This is a genomic window from Veillonella parvula, from assembly GCF_040097785.1.
Lineage (GTDB): Bacteria > Bacillota > Negativicutes > Veillonellales > Veillonellaceae > Veillonella > Veillonella parvula_D.
This window is the reverse complement of sequence record NZ_JBBNNS010000003.1, coordinates 248295-265709: the sequence shown is the minus strand read 5'-3', so window position 1 is coordinate 265709 and position 17415 is coordinate 248295. Positions and strand designations below refer to the sequence as shown.

Annotated in this window: 15 protein-coding genes; 7 read left to right on the top strand and 8 right to left on the bottom strand. The window is 37.3% G+C overall.

Annotation, left to right across the window (positions count from 1 at the left end):
- The first annotated feature begins 112 nt into the window (after window positions 1-112).
- The gene (locus tag AAA071_RS07410) at window positions 113-997 is read left to right on the top strand and encodes an epoxyqueuosine reductase (RefSeq protein ID WP_316581131.1); all 885 of its coding nucleotides are present in this window, start codon (window positions 113-115) and stop codon (window positions 995-997) included.
- 147 nt (window positions 998-1144) lie between these two features.
- Here the strand turns inward: AAA071_RS07410 and yfbR are convergent, their stop codons facing one another.
- The 3 genes from yfbR to AAA071_RS07395 are packed head-to-tail and all read right to left on the bottom strand — an operon-like array spanning window position 1145 to window position 3603.
- A complete protein-coding gene (gene yfbR / locus AAA071_RS07405; RefSeq protein WP_038125773.1) occupies window positions 1145-1735 on the bottom strand; it encodes a 5'-deoxynucleotidase in 591 nt (196 codons plus the stop codon).
- A gap of 25 nt (window positions 1736-1760) precedes the next feature.
- Entirely contained in the window at window positions 1761-2618 is an 858-nt protein-coding gene (locus AAA071_RS07400; RefSeq protein WP_316581494.1) for a D-alanyl-D-alanine carboxypeptidase family protein, read from the bottom strand.
- A gap of 25 nt (window positions 2619-2643) precedes the next feature.
- Window positions 2644-3603 carry a mechanosensitive ion channel family protein gene (locus AAA071_RS07395; RefSeq protein ID WP_012863855.1) on the bottom strand — a complete coding sequence of 320 codons (960 nt, stop codon included), beginning with the start codon at window positions 3601-3603 and terminating at the stop codon, window positions 2644-2646.
- A gap of 175 nt (window positions 3604-3778) precedes the next feature.
- Between AAA071_RS07395 and AAA071_RS07390 the strand changes: the two genes are divergently transcribed.
- Window positions 3779-4555 (top strand): adenosylcobinamide amidohydrolase, encoded by a 777-nt coding sequence (locus tag AAA071_RS07390; RefSeq protein ID WP_278618449.1) that lies wholly within the window; start codon window positions 3779-3781, stop codon window positions 4553-4555.
- Between the two features lie 262 nt (window positions 4556-4817).
- Here AAA071_RS07390 and AAA071_RS07385 read toward each other — a convergent pair whose 3' ends face one another.
- From AAA071_RS07385 to AAA071_RS07375, 3 genes are all read right to left on the bottom strand, one after another.
- Entirely contained in the window at window positions 4818-5795 is a 978-nt protein-coding gene (locus tag AAA071_RS07385; RefSeq protein WP_295816280.1) for an asparaginase, read from the bottom strand.
- A 186-nt stretch (window positions 5796-5981) separates the two neighbouring features.
- Window positions 5982-6749 (bottom strand): NAD(+) synthase, encoded by a 768-nt coding sequence (nadE, locus tag AAA071_RS07380; protein WP_287520424.1) that lies wholly within the window; start codon window positions 6747-6749, stop codon window positions 5982-5984.
- An 8-nt stretch (window positions 6750-6757) separates the two neighbouring features.
- Window positions 6758-8209, bottom strand: a complete 1452-nt coding sequence (locus AAA071_RS07375; protein ID WP_221741373.1) for a nicotinate phosphoribosyltransferase — start codon at window positions 8207-8209, stop codon at window positions 6758-6760.
- A 294-nt stretch (window positions 8210-8503) separates the two neighbouring features.
- Here AAA071_RS07375 and AAA071_RS07370 point away from each other — a divergent pair, with 294 nt between their 5' ends.
- From AAA071_RS07370 to AAA071_RS07355, 4 genes are all read left to right on the top strand, one after another.
- Window positions 8504-9952, top strand: a complete 1449-nt coding sequence (locus AAA071_RS07370; RefSeq protein ID WP_316581468.1) for an aminoacyl-histidine dipeptidase — start codon at window positions 8504-8506, stop codon at window positions 9950-9952.
- Between the two features lie 424 nt (window positions 9953-10376).
- Entirely contained in the window at window positions 10377-11246 is an 870-nt protein-coding gene (locus tag AAA071_RS07365; protein WP_008602960.1) for a CobW family GTP-binding protein, read from the top strand.
- Entirely contained in the window at window positions 11243-12778 is a 1536-nt protein-coding gene (locus AAA071_RS07360; protein WP_060919401.1) for a permease, read from the top strand. Before AAA071_RS07365 ends, AAA071_RS07360 begins: the two co-directional genes overlap by 4 nt.
- Before the next feature lie 58 nt (window positions 12779-12836).
- Window positions 12837-13601 (top strand): TIGR03943 family putative permease subunit, encoded by a 765-nt coding sequence (locus AAA071_RS07355; protein WP_008715346.1) that lies wholly within the window; start codon window positions 12837-12839, stop codon window positions 13599-13601.
- 229 nt (window positions 13602-13830) lie between these two features.
- Here AAA071_RS07355 and AAA071_RS07350 read toward each other — a convergent pair whose 3' ends face one another.
- Window positions 13831-14397 carry a biotin transporter BioY gene (locus AAA071_RS07350; protein WP_008602966.1) on the bottom strand — a complete coding sequence of 189 codons (567 nt, stop codon included), beginning with the start codon at window positions 14395-14397 and terminating at the stop codon, window positions 13831-13833.
- A 394-nt stretch (window positions 14398-14791) separates the two neighbouring features.
- On the opposite strand from AAA071_RS07350, the gene AAA071_RS07345 reads away from it, so the two are divergent.
- The gene (locus AAA071_RS07345) at window positions 14792-15379 is read left to right on the top strand and encodes a PepSY domain-containing protein (RefSeq protein WP_278456680.1); all 588 of its coding nucleotides are present in this window, start codon (window positions 14792-14794) and stop codon (window positions 15377-15379) included.
- A 478-nt stretch (window positions 15380-15857) separates the two neighbouring features.
- Here AAA071_RS07345 and AAA071_RS07340 read toward each other — a convergent pair whose 3' ends face one another.
- Window positions 15858-17129, bottom strand: coding sequence for an O-acetylhomoserine aminocarboxypropyltransferase/cysteine synthase family protein (locus AAA071_RS07340; RefSeq protein ID WP_077708052.1), 1272 nt, complete (start codon window positions 17127-17129; stop codon window positions 15858-15860).
- Window positions 17130-17415 lie beyond the last annotated feature (286 nt).

Sequence of the window (17415 nt, the reverse complement as noted above, 5' to 3'; positions counted from 1 at the left end):
TGCTAACTATAAAAATACAGTTCTCACCAAACTACAAACTTAACAAAAAACTATAGAATCTCGTGCATTTCTTATACTTTTATTTTACCAATTATTTACCACTAAATCTACGATGAAAGATATAAATTTACAGGAAATTTGCAAAGAATTACATATTTATGAATTTGGAATTGCCTCATGGCCACTACCTGAACAGGCCAAAACTATTTTATTTGAAAGCAACCCATGCCCCTTTACTACGGCAGATGTGGAAGCAAGACTACTAGGAACGACTCAGTTTATGCCCAAAAGTGCCATCGTTTGTCTATTCCCGTACCATGTACAACACAAAGGCCATGCCAATCTATCGCGCTATACATGGTCAACAGATTATCACCTGGTCATTAATGAATATTTAGAACGTCTTATTGAAAGATTACAAATAATTGATGACTCGGCTCAGTTCTCCATTCATTGTGACACCTCGCCTTTAGCAGATCGGTACATGGCCTACTTAGCAGGTCTCGGCTTTTACGGAAAGAACAACTGTTTTATCAGCCCTAAATGGGGTTCTTATGTCGTTATTGGTACGATTTTAACAACACTAGAACTCAAACCAAATGCCCCTCTTGAGCAGTCCTGTATAGGATGTAATCGTTGTATTACAGCATGCTTAGGCCAATGTTTGGGCCATGACGAATTTAAATTCGCGACTTGTAAAAGCTACTTAACTCAGAAAAAAGGAGAACTCACCGATGAAGAGGAGCAGATTCTCGCTAAAACACCACTCGTATTTGGTTGTGATGTGTGCCAAGAGGTGTGTCCTCACAACAAAGATATTCCAACTACGCCCATCCCAGAATTCCAACAGATAGAACCGTATATTAATATAGACGAACTAGAAACACTAACGAACAAAGAATTCAAAGCAAAATACGGTCATCGAGCCTTCTCGTGGCGAGGTAAAAAAATACTAATGAGAAATCAAGAGATTATAGATAGAAAAAATAAACTATAATTATTACACGATATGCTGCTAATGGTCACACAAGTAGATTGTCATTAATACTCACATAAGCAAACTGTTACTAATAGGCACATAAGTAGAAGAATCTATAATTACATAAAACTAAAAAAGACGACCTCTGGTCGTCTCTTTTAGTAATTATTTAATTTCGTAATAGTTCAACTCATCCAAACTCTTACCAAGAGCAGGGATATATAATTCAATAAACATATCTACCTCAGGCATATTTAGAGTTTTCAACTTAGCTAAGATAGAGTCATGTGCCTCTTTAAACTCATCATTCCCTGCCTTGAGCTCTTTGACGCATTTCATATAGGCTGAAATTGTATCGGCAGCCTTAACGAGAGGCCATTCTGGACTAGTTTCTGCATCAACAAGTATAGGCTTATAAACAGATTGTAACCGGTCTGGCAAGGTTGATAGCATTTTTTCTTGCGCCAAAGTTTCAACCTCACCATACAGTTCCCGCAACTTTGGATCAAAATACTTGATTGGTGTCGGCATATCTCCTGTAAAGATTTCGCTCACCTCATGATACATAGCTATGACAGCTACCTTATTGATATCTACATTCCCACCGAAGTATTCATTTTTTATGGCCCCTAAGTTGTGCGCTACCATAGCCACTTCAAGGCTATGTTCTTGAATATTTTCTATTTCCGTATTTCGCATGAGGCTCCATCGATTGATAAAGCGCATGCGTTTTAAAAATGCAAAAAATGAACTCATATGTCCCCCATTACACAATAGGTCCTTAAATTACCCCACGGAGTTTAAATCCATAATCAAGGAATTGTACAGCTTCTTCCCAACGATTATCATCATTAAGCATAACTACAATCATAGTATGGTCCTTCCGTGTGGCAGACGCAATCAAACATTCTCCTGCTGCATTTGTAAAACCTGTTTTCAAGCCATTCGCACCTGGATATTTATTGCGAATAAAATGGTTTGTAGTACGAATTGTTTCTGGTGCACGGTTTTGATACGGCACCTTGTAATAATCATTAGCAACCTTGTCACGGAACATTTGGTATTTCATGCCGTACGCTGCAATCATCGCTAAATCACGAGCCGTAGAATGGTGACCCTTTTGTGTTAATCCATGAGGATTCAAGAACACACTATTCTTTGCACCCGCTTTTGCAGCAATACGAGTCATATCCTTAGCAAATTTATCTACAGAACCACTTACATTTTCGGCTACAACAACGGCCGCATCATTACCACTAGCAACCATCATACCTTCAAGAACACCTTCCAATGTAATCTGATCGCCTACGCGAACCCCAAGGTTTGATTCTTCCATGCTCGTTGCATAACTACTTATAGTAGCTAATTCATCAAGCTGTGTGCCCTTCAGTTCTAAAGCAGTTAACAAGGTAACCATTTTCGTAGTACTAGCTGGATGCATCCACTTATCTGGATTCTTTGCAAATAAAATTTCTTTTGTATCTGCATCAATAAGGACTACGGCCTCACCAACAGTAGAAGGAGGTGTAATATATGCAGCTTGAGCAACACCAGCACCTATAAATACGATTCCTATAAAAGTTATGGCCAATACCAATTTCTTATAAAATATATGAATATTCGTCGTTAAAAGTGTCATCACTCTCGTTCTACCTTCCAGTATCCTAACTTTCAAGACTATTATCTATTTCTACATTTGTAGTAGTTGCTTTTTTCTTTGTCCCTTTAATTTCACCTGTCGATGTATCTACATTTTGAATATATACTACATGTTGAGGATCATTTTGAATATATACTACACGCTGAGGATATGGAATGTCGATGCCATATTTATCAAAAGCATCTTTTACATCAGACATAATGCCGTATTGAACAGCGAGGAAATCCTTCGACTTAACACGAGCATAAGCGGCGATTCGTACAGAATTGTCTCCAAATTCAGAGATACCTATTTCCATATTCTTCGGATTAAGGACACGTTTATCTGCTGCAAAAATATTTTTTAAGATTTTTATTGCTTCATGATGATCATTATTATAACCAATGTCAAACGTAAATGGGATAACGCGTTCTGAAGTATAAACAATGTTAGTTACAGCTTGGGATGTAAGAAGAGAATTAGGTATGTATACATTCTTTTGATCTTTTGTAGTAATAACTGTATACATAAATTGGATTGATTTAACACTGCCGACTACATCACCTACCTGAATAACGTGACCCGCTCTAAAAGGCTTGAAGATAAGAATTAATAAACCAGATGCTAAATTAGAAAGGTTATTCTGTAAGGAGAGACCAATACCTAAACCAAAAGCACCAAAAGCAGCTATAAAAGATGTTGTAGGAACACCAATTTGGTTTAAGCAAATCAATACTAACCCTACTAGCAAGGCGTAATTAATAATTTGAGTGATAAAGCTCATTGCTGCTGAGTCATAGGAAGCTTTTGTCATAATGCGAACAGCAAAAGCTTTTACCCATTTAATAGCATATCGCCCTATCCAAAATAAAATTAACGCTAATAAGATATTTCCAGCTTGTGCAAAGAACCAGTCCCTCATTTGAATTAATATATTAGCGTCTTTAAAAAGAAATTCAGAAACAGCACTTAAGAAATTAGCCATAATAACCATCCATAATATAAATCTATACAATAACAAATATACGTCTCAACATAATGTCAATATAATAACAGTAAACATATATGCTATAATTTTACATATGCATTCGCAATACGATAATAAAGATATTATATCGTTATATTCCATATATAACAATCATAAAACTAGGGAGACTTACATGTTCAAAAATCTATACGAAGCACCCCAAGAACTCGCTACTGGAGGCTATGTAACTAGAGAGTTACACTCCGTCACGGTACACTTTGACGATATCCACTATTCTCTTTCGAGCGGACAATTAAATGGTGGCTATCACCATACTCTAGCCGTACGTAATCAACAGCTAACATATCAAATCGAAACAGAAAAAGATTTACCCGGTGGCTCTGTAGCCGATTATTTAGCTCAAGAATTTGAGCACATTGATACACCTGTTCATTTTAGTACAGCCCTCCTCACGTCTGCTACAATGCATCTACACGCCTATGCCAAAGTCGAAGAACATGATACTATCGTAGAAACTATCGTGACTGCAGGCTATGAAAAAACGGCACATCGCGCAGGTACAGGTTATTGTTATGAAGAGCGTGATGGAGACTTCATAGTACCAGGCACAATTAATATCCTCGTATTTACAAATAAAGCTTTAACAGATAGCGCTATGGTAAAAGCTATCATGACGATTACCGAGGCTAAAACCGCAGCCCTACAAGATTGGAATGTTGAAAGCGTACGCCTCCATCCGTTTATTAACGAAGACATTCTTGACGCAATTACGAAAGAACGCAAAACATCTGCCACAGGTACCTCTACAGATGGTATCGTTCTCACCATCGATACAAATGGAGATATCTTAACCGATGCTGGCTCCTTCTCACTATTTGGAGACACTTTAGCCAAGGCCGTCTATGTAGGCGTACAAAGAGCACTAGAAAATGCTATTGGAGCTGAATAATCCTATCTTGTGATATCCAAAAACATCTAGAATGCCCCCAAATTATCATTCAACACCCCACTCATATATGAAAAATATAATACAAATGAAAAACCGCACATCCTAGGCGATCGGAATGTGCGGTTTATTGCATATAAAACTGTTACATGTAGTATAATTCTTGAAAATGAATATCAAATTAAATTTTGAGATATTTTCTCAACTTTTATTAAATTAATTATTAGATCAAAGAATCATTATGTTCCATGAATATTATGTGCTTTTAATAATCATAGAAGAATTGTTGTAACTTTTTAAGATTTTTAGTTTTTGTAAGCCCTAGCATCAATAAAATACGCGCTTTTTGTGGACTTAAAGTATCACATACTAGATAGTTTGCCAGTGCATCTTGTGGCACTGCAGATACCATACCACTACCGGTACGAGAAGCACGTACCGTTGGAAACTTTGTATTCTGTGTGATTTGACGTACGTTTTGTGGGATTGTACCATGACCAAGACCTGTTAAAATTAAACCGTCAGGATTTGTAGCAACTACACTCATAGGCACCATATCATCCATACCACCATAGCAGGTCATTATAACTACACGAGGTAACTCAGACAATTTACTCACATCAAATACAGAGTCTTGAGTATGACGTCGAGTAGACACTTTATAATAGTGGGCAACACCATCTTGTACAATACCAAGATGCCCCACTAATGGACTATCAAAAGTCGCTACATTAGTAGTGTTGCATTTAGATACATCCCTTGCCCCATCAATGTAGCCATTTAATACGACTATCACACCTTTACCTACAGACGATGGTGTTCTCGCTACTTGGATAGCTTGCAATAAATTAATTGGCCCATCTGCACTAATAGCACCTGCGGGTCTCATAGATCCAGTAATAACAATTGGCTTGTCTGTATGAACTGTCAGATTCAGAAAATATGCTGTCTCCTCCATGCTATCTGTGCCATGAGTAATAACAACACCACCGATATCATCTCGATTAACCAATTTTTGCACTAACTTAGAAAGTTCTAACCAGTGATTTACGGTAATATCGGAGCTTTCAATATTACTAAACTGAGTATATGTATAAGGACCATACGGTTTTGTACCAGGTACGGAGGCTAAGATTTCGTCAAGTCCTAATACCCCTGCCGTATAGCCTGTTAAATCAGTATTTGAGGTACCTTTTCCTGCAATAGTTCCTCCAGTACCAATCAAAGCGATTTTTGTATCCATATTACCTCCACTATAAAACTATAAAATAATTATTGGTATTAAATTTAAACTAAGTACGATTCAATAAGGCTGGTCAATAATGGCCAGCCTTATTATATTCTAAAAAATTATTTTATCTTATTTTATGGCTTCGCCCCTATAGATTCATAGATTCATCTCTATAAATCGAGATTTCTGCCTTATCAATTAAAGCTTTGGATCAAATGACGGCATCAGCTCTAATTTATGTTTATTAATTCGATTCAGATAGTCGATTCGCTCTTTTGTTATCTGATCTTCAATTTCCCCAGTTCTGATATAACGATCCAATACAGCATAGGTAAATCCTAATTTATCCTCATCGGACTGACCGCTGAGACCATCACTTGGTACCTTATCAACTAGGTGCAATGGAATATCAAGAAGTTTTCCTATTTGACGAACTTCTTCTACTACGAGTTGTGCGAGAGGGCTAAAATCACCTGCACTATCTCCGTATTTTGTAGAATATCCTACGTAGTCTTCAGAACCATTACAAGTATTGGCTACACGAGCACCATTTGGCAAATTTTGCCCTACTGCATAGAGAGTTGCCATCCGGAGACGAGGCGGCGTATTAATGGCAGCATCTTTAGATAAATCGGTTCTCCCCGTTACAACATCATACCCCTTAGCCTGAACGATAGCATGAGTTAGCGCCTCATAGGCAGCACCAATATTGACCGTTATGTGCGGAATTCCTAAATGATTTACCACTGCCTGAGCATCATCAATATCCGATTGCACTCCATTTGGCATAAGAACACCAACTACGCGATCTGCACCGAGAGCTTCTTTACAAAGAGCCCCCACGATAGTAGAGTCCTTACCACCTGAAATGCCCACTACAGCACTACAGTTAGGACCATTTTCACCAAAATAATCTCGAATCCATTGAACGAGGGCATCCTTTGTAGCTTGTGGATTTTCTAACATAGGCCCTCCTACTTTTTCCGATAAATACGGTTCAATAAATCCATCTTCAATTGATAGTAGCTAGGACTCATATCAAGATAGTGACGATGTGGATTTTCAAAGCGTTGCTCTTCAGGCCAAATTTCATTAGCTAATTGATCTTGCACATATGCTCGAATTTCCTCTAGAGTTGGTAAGTCCACAACTAATTTACCATCCTTGATAATAAGCTGCTTCATCTCTTTAAAAGTGCAATTTTCAAAATATAATTCACGCCAAGGTTGCTCAGGATCGATATAACGATATGGTTCCTCTGTATCAGGTACCTCTCGCAACAATGTTAATAGATCTGCAATCGCACGACCTTTATCATTATAAACACGATATACCTTTTTTAAACCTGGATTAGTAATTTTTTCAACACTTTCAGAAATCTTGATACGCGGTTCCCACATACCATCTTTCTCGATGCTAGCAATCTTATATACCGCACCAAATACGGGGTCACTCTTAGAGGTAATGAGGCGTTCCCCTACACCAAAAATATCAATAGGCCCACCTTGTATTAGCAAAGATGTGATTGTATACTCATCTAGACTATTAGATGCCATGATTTTACAATCCTCTAAACCTGCATCATCTAGCATGCGCCGTGCTTTTTTTGCCAAATACGCAAGGTCACCAGAATCTAGGCGAATTCCTTTTAAGCGTTTACCCATTGGCTCCAATACATCCTTTGCTACCTTAATAGCATTAGGCACGCCAGAATTTAACACATCATAAGTATCAACGAGGAATACTGGATTATCTGGATACACTTCGGCATAGGCTTTGAAAGCATCATATTCAGAGCCATAGTACATAACCCAGCTATGTGCCATGGTCCCACTGACAGGAATACCAAATTGTTGCCCTGCTAAAACAGTTGCAGTGGACTGAACACCACCAATATAAGCAGCTCTTGCACCGTATACAGCAGCGTCTACATTATGTGCACGACGAGCACCAAAGTCAGCCACAATACGCCCATCCGCAGCGCGAACAATACGATTAGCTTTTGTGGCAATAAGAGATTGATGGTTCATCATAGTAAGCACTGCAGTTTCTATGATTTGTGCATCTATGAGAGGTGCCACAATTGTAATAACAGGTTCATTAGGATAGATGATAGAACCTTCTGGAAAGGCATATACATCACCGGTAAAAGAGAAATCTTTTAGATATGCTAAAAATTCTTCACTAAAAATACCCTGACTCCGTAAATAAGAGATATCACTTTCATCAAAGTGTAAATTTAAAATGTACTCAACGATTTGTTCGAGACCACCAAAAATAGCAAAACCGCCCTTGTCTGGATTACGTCTAAAGAAAACATCAAATGCGACGCGATCCACATTTTTTAATTTTGTAAAGTAGCCATGTGCCATAGTCATCTCATAAAAATCCATAAGCATGCTAATATTGCGGCTTTCATGTTGCATTAGTTCACCAACCTTCTAAGATCTATAGAAATTTAGTTAATTGTTATTCGTTATTCGTATACCCTCATTATACAATATTATTCCTATATAGCTAGCCTAGCATAAGCTATCCTAATAATCTTTATTGTGATATAACTATATATATACAATAATAATTTATATAGTTCGTATGTATGAAAGGACCTAGTCTAGGCTGTAAAACAAGCGACCATTACGCTATAATATTTTATATTGTTTTAAAAGCTTTCAATAATACATACATGTCTATTTTACATGAGAATGAAAGGTACCATTATGGAAACAATCGTTCAAGCAAAACGCGTATTAGAAATTTTTAAAGAAATGAGCCAAATCCCTCGTGAGTCCGGCAATGAAAAAGGCATCAGCGATTACATCGTGAACTTTGCTAAAAATTTAGGTCTTGAAGTTCATCAAGACGAAATCTTTAATGTAATTATCAAAAAAGCTGCATCTCCAGGTTATGAAAACCGTCCATCCATCATTTTACAAGGTCATATTGATATGGTTTGTGTTAAAGACCATGACTCTAACCACGACTTCTCTAAAGATCCAATCGCCAATATCATCGAAGGCGAATGGATGCACGCAGACCATACAACATTAGGTGCCGATAATGGCATGGGTGCTGCTATGATGCTTGCTCTCCTTGAAGATGAAAGCCAACAACATGGACCTATGCAATTATTATTCACTACCAACGAAGAAACTGGTATGGATGGTGCCTTTGCCATTAAAGAAGGTCAAGTAACTGGTGACTACTTACTCAACCTGGATACAGAGGTAGAACATGACTTCACCGTTAGTTGTGCTGGCGGTTGCCACGTACATGTAAAAATTCCATTGTTACGCGATAACAATCAACCAGGCTATGATGCGGGCCTATCCATTACAGTAACCGGCCTCAAGGGGGGGCACTCCGGCATCGAAATCAACGAGCAACGAGCCAATGCTAACCAAGTGCTAACCCGTGTGCTCTATGATATTCAACAGCAATATCCTATTAGTTTAGCGTTCTTCGAAGGTGGCGTAAAACATAATGCAATCCCGTCTAAGGCAGTAGCTGTATTATCTGTACGTTCTGAAGATGTGGCAGCCATTAAAACATTACTCGCATACCAAGAAAAACAATATCAACACGAATATAGCGTACAGGATCCAGGACTTACATTCGTAGTTGAAGATGTTCCTACTCCTGAAATAGTATATGCAGAAGACACAACAGAAGCACTTATTACATATATCTATCTTGCACAAGATGGGGTTCATTCTGTAAGTAAGTCTATTCCAAACCTTGTAGAAACATCTAATAATATTGCTATCGTACGTGAAAATCAACATACCATTGAAATACTCATTTCTATTCGTAGTTCCAATAGCAATAGTCTTGAATTCTTAACGAAAAAAATGATGCTTCTTGCAAAAGCACTTGGCGTAGCTGCAGAGCGTACAGGTGGATATCCAGCATGGGAATACGACAAAGGCTCAAAATTGGAAGAACAAGCGATTTCCTTGCATAACGAAATGTTCGATACACCAGCTAATGTAAATGCTATTCACGCAGGTCTCGAATGTGGTTTGTTAAAAGGCGTATTGCCAAATACACAAATGATTAGCTTTGGGCCTACTATCGTAAGTCCTCATACACCATCAGAACGCGTTCATTTACCTTCTGTTGAAAATGTATATGTGTACCTCAAAGCATTATTAGCAAAATTACAATAAAATAAATAATTACTATATTTTTGATGTATAATTTGTTATACTATAAGCAAATAACACATCAAGTTACGAGACCCATGTAATAGTGACTCTCCAACCCTCCTACAAGTAATTCAGCCATCTCTCCAACTGAATTATCTTGTAGGAGGGATTTTTTTCATAAAAATTTTTCAACTACATAAATAAATATTTATTCATACAGGAGTATTCTTTCATATATGAACAACATGGAATGCATCGTTTTATTTATAAATAATTATGAATATCAACTACATGTGCCAGTATACTCATATATAGTATATAATCTATAAATTTCAGAGAAGGCTGTTAAACTCTGATAAACTTGCTAGTTTCCATATACCCCATAGAGTATTTTCTGTGTTATCCTATAGGTGTATACTGTGTTTACATTACGCAGGAGGTATATATGATTCCAATAGTTATCATATCCGGATTTCTAGGTTCTGGAAAAACAACATTCTTACAACATATACTAAAAGAACATACATCGAAAGATAAAATTCTTATTATAGAAAACGATTTTGGTGAAACTAGCCTCGATGCTGCTAATCTTGCAAAAACAGGGGCCACAGTCCGTGAAGTAACATCTGGCTGTATTTGCTGTAGCTTACAAGGAAATTTCCAACAAGCACTACTTGATATTCTGCAAAATTACAAAATCGATATGATCTACATCGAGCCATCAGGTGTTAGCAAGCTCAGTGAAATCATCCATACTTGTAACGACGAGGACATTGCAAAATCTGCTTACATTCACGCATCAATAACGACTGTCGATGCTATGCAAGCACCAATGTTTATCAAAAATTTTGGTCTTTTCTTCAAGGATCAAATCACTCATAGTGATGCGATTTTTTTGAGCCATACAGAAGATATTCAACAGACAAGCATTACAAAACGTATGATTCGCGACCTCGCGCCACATACACCAATTCATGAAGAAGCATGGGATACCATTGGTTTGCGTGATTACATCAAGCGCCTGTATCATTGTCATGATGATCACTGCTTACACGATGAACATTTATTTATGAGTCATACCTTTAAGGATTTGCGCACCCTTAGTCTTGCACAATGGAAAACCATTTTAGAAGGCATGCCTGATACAGTGCTTCGTGCCAAAGGGATTGTACCAACCACGGAAGGTCCTCACGAACTCCAATACGGCACTCATTACTGTTCGCTTTCACCTAGTGAAACTAATGACTATAGTTTAGTCGTTATCGGCACAGATTTTAATGTACCAATGGTACATAACGAAGTGTGTCAATCATGATACCAGTTTATATCGTTACAGGGTTTATTGGATCCGGTAAAAGCACGTTCATAAACGAACAATTACAATACCGTAAAAAGCTAGGCGGTACCGCAATAATCAGCGCCGAAGAAGGCAGTGAACCTCTCATCAAAGAGCCCTTACAACTCAATGCGGATGAACTCAGTGCCATTGTTCCTAGCGATATCAAGTCTTACGAATTGATAGCCTGTAAAATCGGGGATTATTTAAAACGACTACAGCCAAAAGAGCTATGGATTGAGTGGAATGGCATGGTAAGCTTTCATCAACTAGAAGCCTTACTATATAGCGATATATTAAGCCACCTATTACAAGTAGAAAAGGTATTGTATATTTGTACCGATCAATTTGTTTCAACCATACTCCCTGGTTTAGGTAATGATGTAATGAGTCAATTGTATAGTGCAGATTGTATTATCACAGAATCCAATACACATCACGCTTTACTACGTACCTACAACGGAGAGGCTAAAATTATAACAGCTCCTACACCAGAAAAAGTAGAACAACTGTGCCGGAATTCCACATGGGGACTCATTCCTAATCTATTAGTTATTGGTATTACAACCTATATACTGTTGGTCACAGCTTTTCGCCATGACATCCCCTATTCCATTCACCAATGCTTCGCCATAATCACGGGCCTCATCATCGAGGCCATTCCATTCCTTTTATTAGGCACGGTAGGCTCAACGATTATTCGCTATTTCGTACCACAACGAGTATTACTAAAACTGTTAGGTGACCATTCTTTGAAAAGCTATGGGGCTGCTATGGTCAGTGGCTTTGCCTTGCCAATTTGTGACTGTGCCATCATCCCCTTATTCAAGGCGCTAATAGATCGAGGCATCCCTTTATCAGTAGCTCTTTTATTTATGCTCGCTAGCCCGATTATCAACCCTATCACCATTCTTTCTACATGGTATGCGTTTCCTGACAATCCCATGCTCTCCGTATGGCGTATCGTTTTAGGACTAGGTGTTGCCTTGTTAGTAGCCCTATCGTTCCGATTTTGGCCTCCAGCCACATCTATTTTGAAAGCAAGAACACCACAGAATCTTAGCTACGAAGAAATCGTTTTAGAAACAACTAAAACTAAACATATCGATAAAAAAAGATTGTTAGTCCATATGGAACGAGAGTTTTCTCAACTCTTATTCTATTTTTCCATGGCGGCAACTGTACTATCTATAGTTCAAGTGTATGGCAAGCCTTGGCTTCTCAACGCAGGATTAACCTTGCCAGAATTTACAGCCATTCCAATTTTGCTGATGTTAGCATTCTTCTTTTCAGTCTGCTCTACATCAGATGCCATCATCGGTAAATCCTTGAGCACCTTATTTCCTATTAGCTCCGTAATGGGCTTTCTCATCTTAGGTCCGATGCTAGATATCAAAAACGTATATATATTAAAGCAATATATGCCTACCTCATTTATCATACGATTAAGCATAACGATTGCCGTTATGTCCTATATGGCAGCATTAGTATTCAAATTCTTTCTTAGCTAATTTACAAATTTTTATAATCATTATCTCAGTTCTTAATTAATTAAAAGGAGATGATTTCATGACATTAGGACTGAAAGATCGCTTTTCTATCGTGAAAGGTCTATTGTATCTCATCTTAGGTATCTGTTGTATTTACCTCATTGTGACAGGTCGTTATTTGAACTATATTGCACCGCGTTATGAACTTTTACTAGGTATTAGTGGCGTTGCCCTTATTTTAGGTGGTCTAGCGACGATTATTTGGGCACCGTCAAAATACTACAAGCATAACTGGAAATCTATCGTTCCGATTATTATTCCTATTATGTTGCTCATCGTTCCTCCCGTTCTTGTACCCTCAACAGGCGTTCATGGTGCCACTCGTGTAAACGATGATACTAACAATTTTGACTTTACAAACGATGCTATTGGAGAGGTTGTCACTGTTAACAGTGAAAGCAAAGAGCCAGGAATTTCCAAGGACAAAAAAGAAATCGTTTTGAACTCAGACAATTTCTATCAAACCATTGTAAAAGTTGGATCTAATGCTGATCAATATAAAGACTACACAGTTTATATGACAGGCTATGTGAACCGCGAAGATAATACATTAAAATCTAACGAATTTACTATTTCTCGTATGGCTATGGCTTGTTGTATTGCTGACGTTGCCCCTATTGGCATGACAGCCTATAAAACAGATGGTGATAGCTTACAAAATGAACAATGGGTATCGATTGAAGGAAAGGTTTCTACGCGAGACTTCCACGGTCGTAAACAACCATATGTAGAGATTACAAAAATCAAATCTGCAGAACCTATATTAGGCTATGTATACCCTTAAGAATTACATAAAAAACGAGGCTTAACGCCTCGTTTTTAATAGGAATGATTCTGTTGAATAAAATAACGTATATTTCATAATTCAATATCTATATGAATCTACAAAAGATTGATGCTTTATAATAGTTATAATAGTTATAATAGTTATTATAGTTATTATATTTATTATATTTTTTTTCTAGTTATTCTAATTATAATAGTTATTAAAAAATAGTTATTAAAACATTCTATTAGTGCTGTAATTCTTTAATAATTCTCTTGCCAAGAGATGCTGCTACAGCGCACAAGAAAATATCTGGGCCAACTGGGATTAGGAAGCATGTAATAATGACAGCTTCCACACCAATCGGCTTACCTAAATACAGATTCATAATAAAGTATAGGTACACCATGCCAAGACCATATACAATAAATAGATTTAATATAGATCCGGCTAGCAAACGTTTAAACGATAGTGTATCCATTGTCTCTGCAATGCGTCCTACTGCATACGCACCAACCATAAAGCCAATTAAATAACCAAAGGTAGGTTGCAAAATATAACTAGGACCACCACCAGATGTAAAAATAGGAACCCCAACAAGGCCTAGTACAATATAAATGCCAACACTAGCGGCACCTAAACGACTACCTAAAACAATGCCCGCTAATGTAGTAAATAAGATTTGCAATGTAAACGGACAATTCGGTAATGGGACCCGTATGAAAGCACCAACCGCGATTAGCGCCACAAAGAGTGCTGTCATCGTTAACTGACGGGTGGTAATGCGAGTTTGTTTTGATACAGTAGAGCTCATGGTATACCTCCATTCATAACAGACCTAAGCAGGAATTTGTGCTATCAATGGAGAATAAAAGTCCAAGATAACACGGAAACAAACTACTAACTATCTAAATTAAAGCACTTGTATTTTTAATTGTCAACTATAATAGTTGACTTTTAGTTTACTATATAGTCTAATACTATATATACTATGTTTTTAGTACTTTTTAATTTTGACTATAGCTAATAGTTATTATCAATAGTTCATAATAACTAAAAGATATACTCATCTTCATACAAAAATCATCTAATTTCACCTTATTTTCATATAACAATATTAAATTATATATAAGTAGATTGAGTAAAATCTACTTTCACAAAATCGTAACTAAACGAAAATTATAATTTGCTATCAGGAGGCATTGCTTATGAAAAATGTTAAGAAAGTATCCAAAGTACTATGTGCATTTGGCGTTAGTACAGTATTATTAGCAGGTGTAGTTGGTGCAGCTAGCAACCATGGTTACAACAACCATAGCAACTGGAACGGTGTTGGTAGCGTTGCTCCATCCGCACAAGCAAACTATTCTGTTGATTACATGGGCGCTGTTACAGTATTCCAACAACAATTCCCTGGCGCTACTGTAAAATCTATTTCCTATGATGCAAAACACAATCCTTACTATGAAGTAGAAGGTTATTATGGCAACCGCGAAGTAGAAATTAAAGTAGACGAAGCATCTGGTCAAATCGTTGGCAAAGAAGTAAAAGGTTACTCCAAAGCTTCTAAAACAATTAACGTTCAAAACATCATCATTCCTGAAGTAGCTGAAACAAAAGCTATGGAAAAAGTTGGTTCTGATTTCCAAACTATGGATTGGACTGTTGAACGTGAAAACGGCAGAGTTGTATATGAATTTGATATGACAACTGGCGGCGGTAAAAATGCGGAAGTAAAAGTAGACGCTACATCCGGCAAAGTTATTAGCGCTAAAGTTAAAAACACAAAATACTAAGATTTTATCATCAAGTGAAACCCTATCCTAACCCACTTAGATGACACACTACACATATAACACACATACTATACACACTGTATCCTTTAGATACACTCTCTAACACACTCTCAGAGAGTCCGTAACACTAACCACGGACTCCCTAAATCCTATCTCACACAATAGGAAAACGGTCTGTGCTCACACACCACAGACCAAACGTTACACACACTATACTCCCTTAAAGGCCTTGGATCATTAAATCCAAGGTCTTTTTATGCCCATTCTATCAAGGTTGTATTACACCTACACAACATTTCATTCTTATAAAGACAACACACACTAATAACAAAAAAGCCTCCCAGCGGGAGGCCTTTTGTATAAGTTTTATAGGTTTGATAGTTATGTGTTCTATTTCTTAAGCAAAGTTCAGCTTAAGGATGTCATTTGTAAGTTTTGAAGGTTTGATCTATAGTTTTCCAAACAAGAGGTACGAAAACTATGCTTTATCTAAAGCTTGTGCTAAGTCTTCGATGATATCATCTATATTTTCAAGACCGATAGATACACGGATCATATCTGGTGTTACGCCAGCAGATTTTTGTTGTTCTTCGTTAAGTTGTGCATGTGTTGTGGATGCAGGATGGATAACAAGAGATTTAGCATCTGCTACATTGGCAAGGTTGGAGAAGATTTCCAAGGAGTCAACAAGTTTAATACCTGCTTCTTTACCACCTTTTACGCCAAATGTGAATACTGCACCAACACCTTTAGGGAAGTATTTATCAGCTAATGCTTTGTATTTGCTGTCTTCTAATTCTGGATAGCTTACCCATGCTACTTTAGGATGTTTGCTCAAGAAATCTACTACTTTACGAGCATTTTCTACGTGACGTTCTACGCGCAAGGACAATGTTTCAATACCTTGCAAGATTTGCCATGCTGCAAGTGGAGTAATGCATGCACCAGTATCACGAAGTAATTGAGCACGAATTTTTACAGTGAATGGGATTGGCAAATTACCAAATACTAATCCATTGTAGTGTTCGTCACCTTCGGAGAAGCCAGGGTATTTACCAGAACCTTTATAGTCGAATTTACCAGATTCTACAACTACGCCAGCCAATGTTGTACCGTGACCACCAAGGTATTTAGTAGCAGAGTGTACAACTACGTCAGCACCATGTTCTAATGGACGGAATAAGTATGGAGATGCAAATGTATTGTCTACAATCAAGATGATATTGTGTTTATGTGCAATATCAGCTATGGCTTGTACATCGATAAGATTAATACCAGGGTTACCAATAGATTCGATATAAACGGCTTTAGTCTTTTCATCGATAGCTGCTTCAAATTCTTCCAAATGATCCGGATTTACGAATTTAGTTTGAATCCCCAAACGAGGCAATGTAGCAGTAAACAAATTATAAGTACCACCATACAATGTGGATGCAGCAACAATATTATCACCAGCATCTGCTACATTTAAAATAGAGTACGTAACCGCTGCAGAACCAGATGCTACTGCGATACCAGCTGCACCGCCTTCAAGTTGTGCTACACGAGCATCCAATACATCTGTAGTAGGATTGCCAAGGCGAGAGTAAATACCACCAGGATTAGTTAATGCAAAACGGCCTGCTGCTTCTTCTGCATCTTTAAATACGAAAGATGTAGTTTGGTAAATAGGTACTGCACGAGAACCTGTTGGATCAACGGTATGACCAGCATGTAATTGTAATGTTTCAAATCTGTATTGTTTGCTCATTATAACAACTCCTTTATATTAACTGTGAATTGAGTTCATTCTTTATGCCTAGTATAGTACTATGTTTTAAAAAATATGTCTACTATTTTTTATATGGTCTTCTCCATAACTTTAAACTATGGTAAGCAAAGGACGATAAAAACTTTTACCAAAGACTCTAATGCGAACTAAATCATTTTATGAAAAATAAAAATCCCCTAATTACTTCCAAAGAACTAGTTCCCTTGAGAAATGTTAGAAGTAATTAGGGGTACATATTACTATCAATAGATTAGAAATAAGTACT